Source organism: Luteibacter sp. P4_E6 (assembly GCF_056401535.1).
Map to the genome: position 1 here is coordinate 1 of NZ_JBFUJE010000473.1, position 3,031 is coordinate 3,031.

The window sequence follows — 3,031 nt, forward strand, 5'->3', positions numbered from 1 at the left end:
ACAGGATCGAGTGGCCGGCGTCGGCCTTGATGTAGAAGAAGTTGGCCTTGGCCTTGTAGCGTTGGTTGTCGAACGCGGCCGAATCACTGGCACCGGCACGGAAACCGAAGGTACCGCTGAGGCCGATGCTGCTCGACGAGTGCTCGCCGACACTCTGGCCCTGGTAGCTGGCCACCAGCGGGATATAGGTAATCGGCGCCTTCGAGGTATCCCCGCCCAGGCTGATGTTCTGGTCGAAGTGCTTGCGCGTGACGCCAAGCGAAAGCGACTGCGAGTACTCGCCGTGGGTCGGCAGCGTGCGCACGAAAGTGAAGCCGAAGGCATTGCCTTTGCCGAGCACGGTGGTGCCGCCGACGGCATTGGCATTGCTGTTGGACTTGTACGCGGAGGCCAGGACACTCCAGTCGGCATCCAGCGGGATGAAGTATGACCCTGACCAGACTTCGGCCGCGCTCTGGTCCTGCGGCGCGACGATATAGGTGAGCGACGCCGACTGCCCCTTCTGGAACAGGTTGTCGTAGCGCAGGCTGCCGATGGTGCGCAGCTCCGGCGTATTCACACTGTGGTCGTTGTTGACCTCGAGGCTCGCATGCATCGGCGAGCTGTCCGTGACCTTCAGCGTCACGTCCATCGTCTGCGGCAGCTTGCCCTGGGTCAGGACGGGCACCACCTGGGCACCACCGCGCTTGTTCACGTCGGTGAGCTGCTGCTGGGCGTCGGCAAAGTTGGGCACATCGCCTTCGCGCAGGGCTGGCACCGAGTCGCGGATGTCCTTGGGCGAATGGTAGGTCGCACCTTCCACGCGCACGCGGCCCACCGTGTTCTCGGTGACCTGAAAGCGGATGATGCCGCCCTTCACCTGCTGCGGCGGAAGATCCACCACCACGGACTGGTATCCGTGGCTCTGGTAGAGCTTCTGCAGCGCATCGCGCGCGCCGTTCACGTCGTTCATGGACTTGCCGGGACCGAGGAACGGGTACACGGCCGTTTCGATATCCAGCGCCTGCAGTGTCGTGTTGCCGTCGACGACGTATTCGTTCACGTCGAACGCGGTCGGCGCGTCCTGCGCCATGGCGGCACCTGTCAGCGACAGCGAAATCGCCAGCGCCAGCGCGTGTGCGCCTCGCACCCATACTGCTCGTGTAGCCACGCGGAGCTTCCCCTGATGTTCCATCTGCCCTAAGGACGCGTGGGCAGTGGTGGCACTGAACCGTTGTCACGAAAAATTCATGAGGCCGACGGTGCCGACCCCGTGCGACAGTCAGCTCAACAACACCCAACCACCCGGAAGATGGGTAGCGTGCGCGCCATAGGCGTCTTCGATCAGCGTGGCCACGTCGGCCATCTGGTCCAGGGTGAAACGCGCATGCACGCGGCGCTCGCCGAGCGCGTGGTCGGTAATGACGATGCGGCCGGGGCGATAGCGATTGATGTCGGTGACGACGTCGGCAAGGGGTTGGTTGTCGTAGATCAGTACGCGGTGCCTCCATGCGAGCGCGGTGTCGGGATTGACGGCAACCGCAGCGCCAAGGCCATCGGCATCGAAGGCCAGCTGCTGCGAGGGTTTGACCAGGGTCTTCGTCGCGGCACGCGCCAGCACCGCCTGCCCTTCCAGGCAGGTCACCGTGGACACGCCGTCCACGCAGCGCACGGCGAACGAGGCGCCCGGACCCGAGAGGACGCGCGCATCCTCCAGTTCAACGACGAAGGGTGCGGTGTGCGACGAGTCGATACGGACCACGGCCTCGCCCGAACGCAGGCGGACGCCGGTGATGGCGTTACCCGACGAACGCACGCCGATATCCGTGGCGGTGTTCATTTCCAGGGCGACACCCTGTGTCACGTCCACGTGCCGCTGTTCGCCGATCGCCGTGCGCAGGGTGGCGCCGGTGCCGCGCTGGCCACCCATGTCGAATCCATACCGGGCGACGACCACCGCGGCGACAGAGGCCGTGATAGCGGTGCCGAGGAAGGCGCGACGACTCATTCGTATCGCGTGCTTCGGCGCCGGGCGTCCACCCCGGGGGATGGATTGCTGACGCCGCGCGATGGCCGGACCGAGGTCCTGCCACATCTGCCGCGTCCGTGCGAAGGCTTCCGCATGCTGTTCGCTCGCCAGGCACCAGCGACGGAAGGCTTCGCCGTCCTCGCGGGTGGCCTTACCCGAGGTCAGATGCACCAGCCACGCCTGGGCCTCGCGTTCGCTCTCGTGGATGTGAGTCGTGTCCATACCGGTCAAGACGCATCTCCGGCACCGGGACCGAACCGCTGTATCGATTTTCTTCCCACTTTTGCGGCACAGGTCTCAAGTGCCTTCTTCAGTTCCTTGCCGACCATACGCACGGAGATGCCGTAACGCGCGGCGATGTCTACCTGGGGCAACTCGTCGATACGTGCCGCGATGAGGATCTCGCGCTGGCGACGGGTGAGCATATCCAGCGCCAGGCCCAGCGCCGCGATGTCCTGCTGCGAAGACAATACCGTGGGCGGGTCGAGGTGATCGTCAACGCCTTGTATCAGGTCGTCGACCTCTTCGCCGGTGAGCAGTCGGCCCGACGAACGGTGGTGGTCCGCGGCCATGTTCAAGGCCATGCGGAACAGATAACCGGTGGGGTGCGTGGCGCGCTCGGCCTCGGGATCGAGCCGTTCCACGCGCAGGTAAGTCTCCTGCAGTACATCGTCGACGAGATCGTCCGAGCGCAGGCGACGGCGCAGCCGACGACGGAAGTCTTCGTAGTTGGCGAGGAACAGGCCCAGCATCGAGGTATCCACGTCAGCCCTCCCCTGCGCGCGAGCCGGTGCAGCGATAGGCGCCAGGAGCCGACGGCGTTAGCAGAACTGTCACAGGGCTGAAACGGGATGTAGAAGGAGGCAAACGCACACCGCGCAGCGCAGCGACCACGCGTGCGTCACGGTGCGGATCGTCCGACGGTGCCAGCGCGGACACCTCGGTGATGGCACCCGCCGCATCGATCCACACTTGCATGGCGAGGCGGAAACTACCCGGCCGTGTCGCCGCGTGCGCGCAGAG

4 protein-coding genes are annotated in these 3,031 nt (G+C 65.4%); all 4 read right to left on the reverse strand.

Annotation, left to right across the window (positions count from 1 at the left end):
• Positions 1-1,150: ShlB/FhaC/HecB family hemolysin secretion/activation protein (locus AC1DT2_RS19395; RefSeq protein ID WP_477298107.1), on the reverse strand; the 1,150-nt coding region annotated here is incomplete at its 3' end.
• A 111-nt stretch (positions 1,151-1,261) separates the two neighbouring features.
• The gene (locus tag AC1DT2_RS19400; protein WP_477298111.1) at positions 1,262-2,230 is read right to left on the reverse strand and encodes a FecR family protein; all 969 of its coding nucleotides are present in this window, start codon (positions 2,228-2,230) and stop codon (positions 1,262-1,264) included.
• Positions 2,231-2,235: 5 nt separating this feature from the next.
• The gene (locus tag AC1DT2_RS19405) at positions 2,236-2,772 is read right to left on the reverse strand and encodes an RNA polymerase sigma factor (RefSeq protein WP_477298108.1); all 537 of its coding nucleotides are present in this window, start codon (positions 2,770-2,772) and stop codon (positions 2,236-2,238) included.
• Position 2,773: 1 nt separating this feature from the next.
• On the reverse strand, positions 2,774-3,031 hold a 258-nt coding region (locus AC1DT2_RS19410), incomplete at its 5' end, for an energy transducer TonB (RefSeq protein ID WP_477298109.1).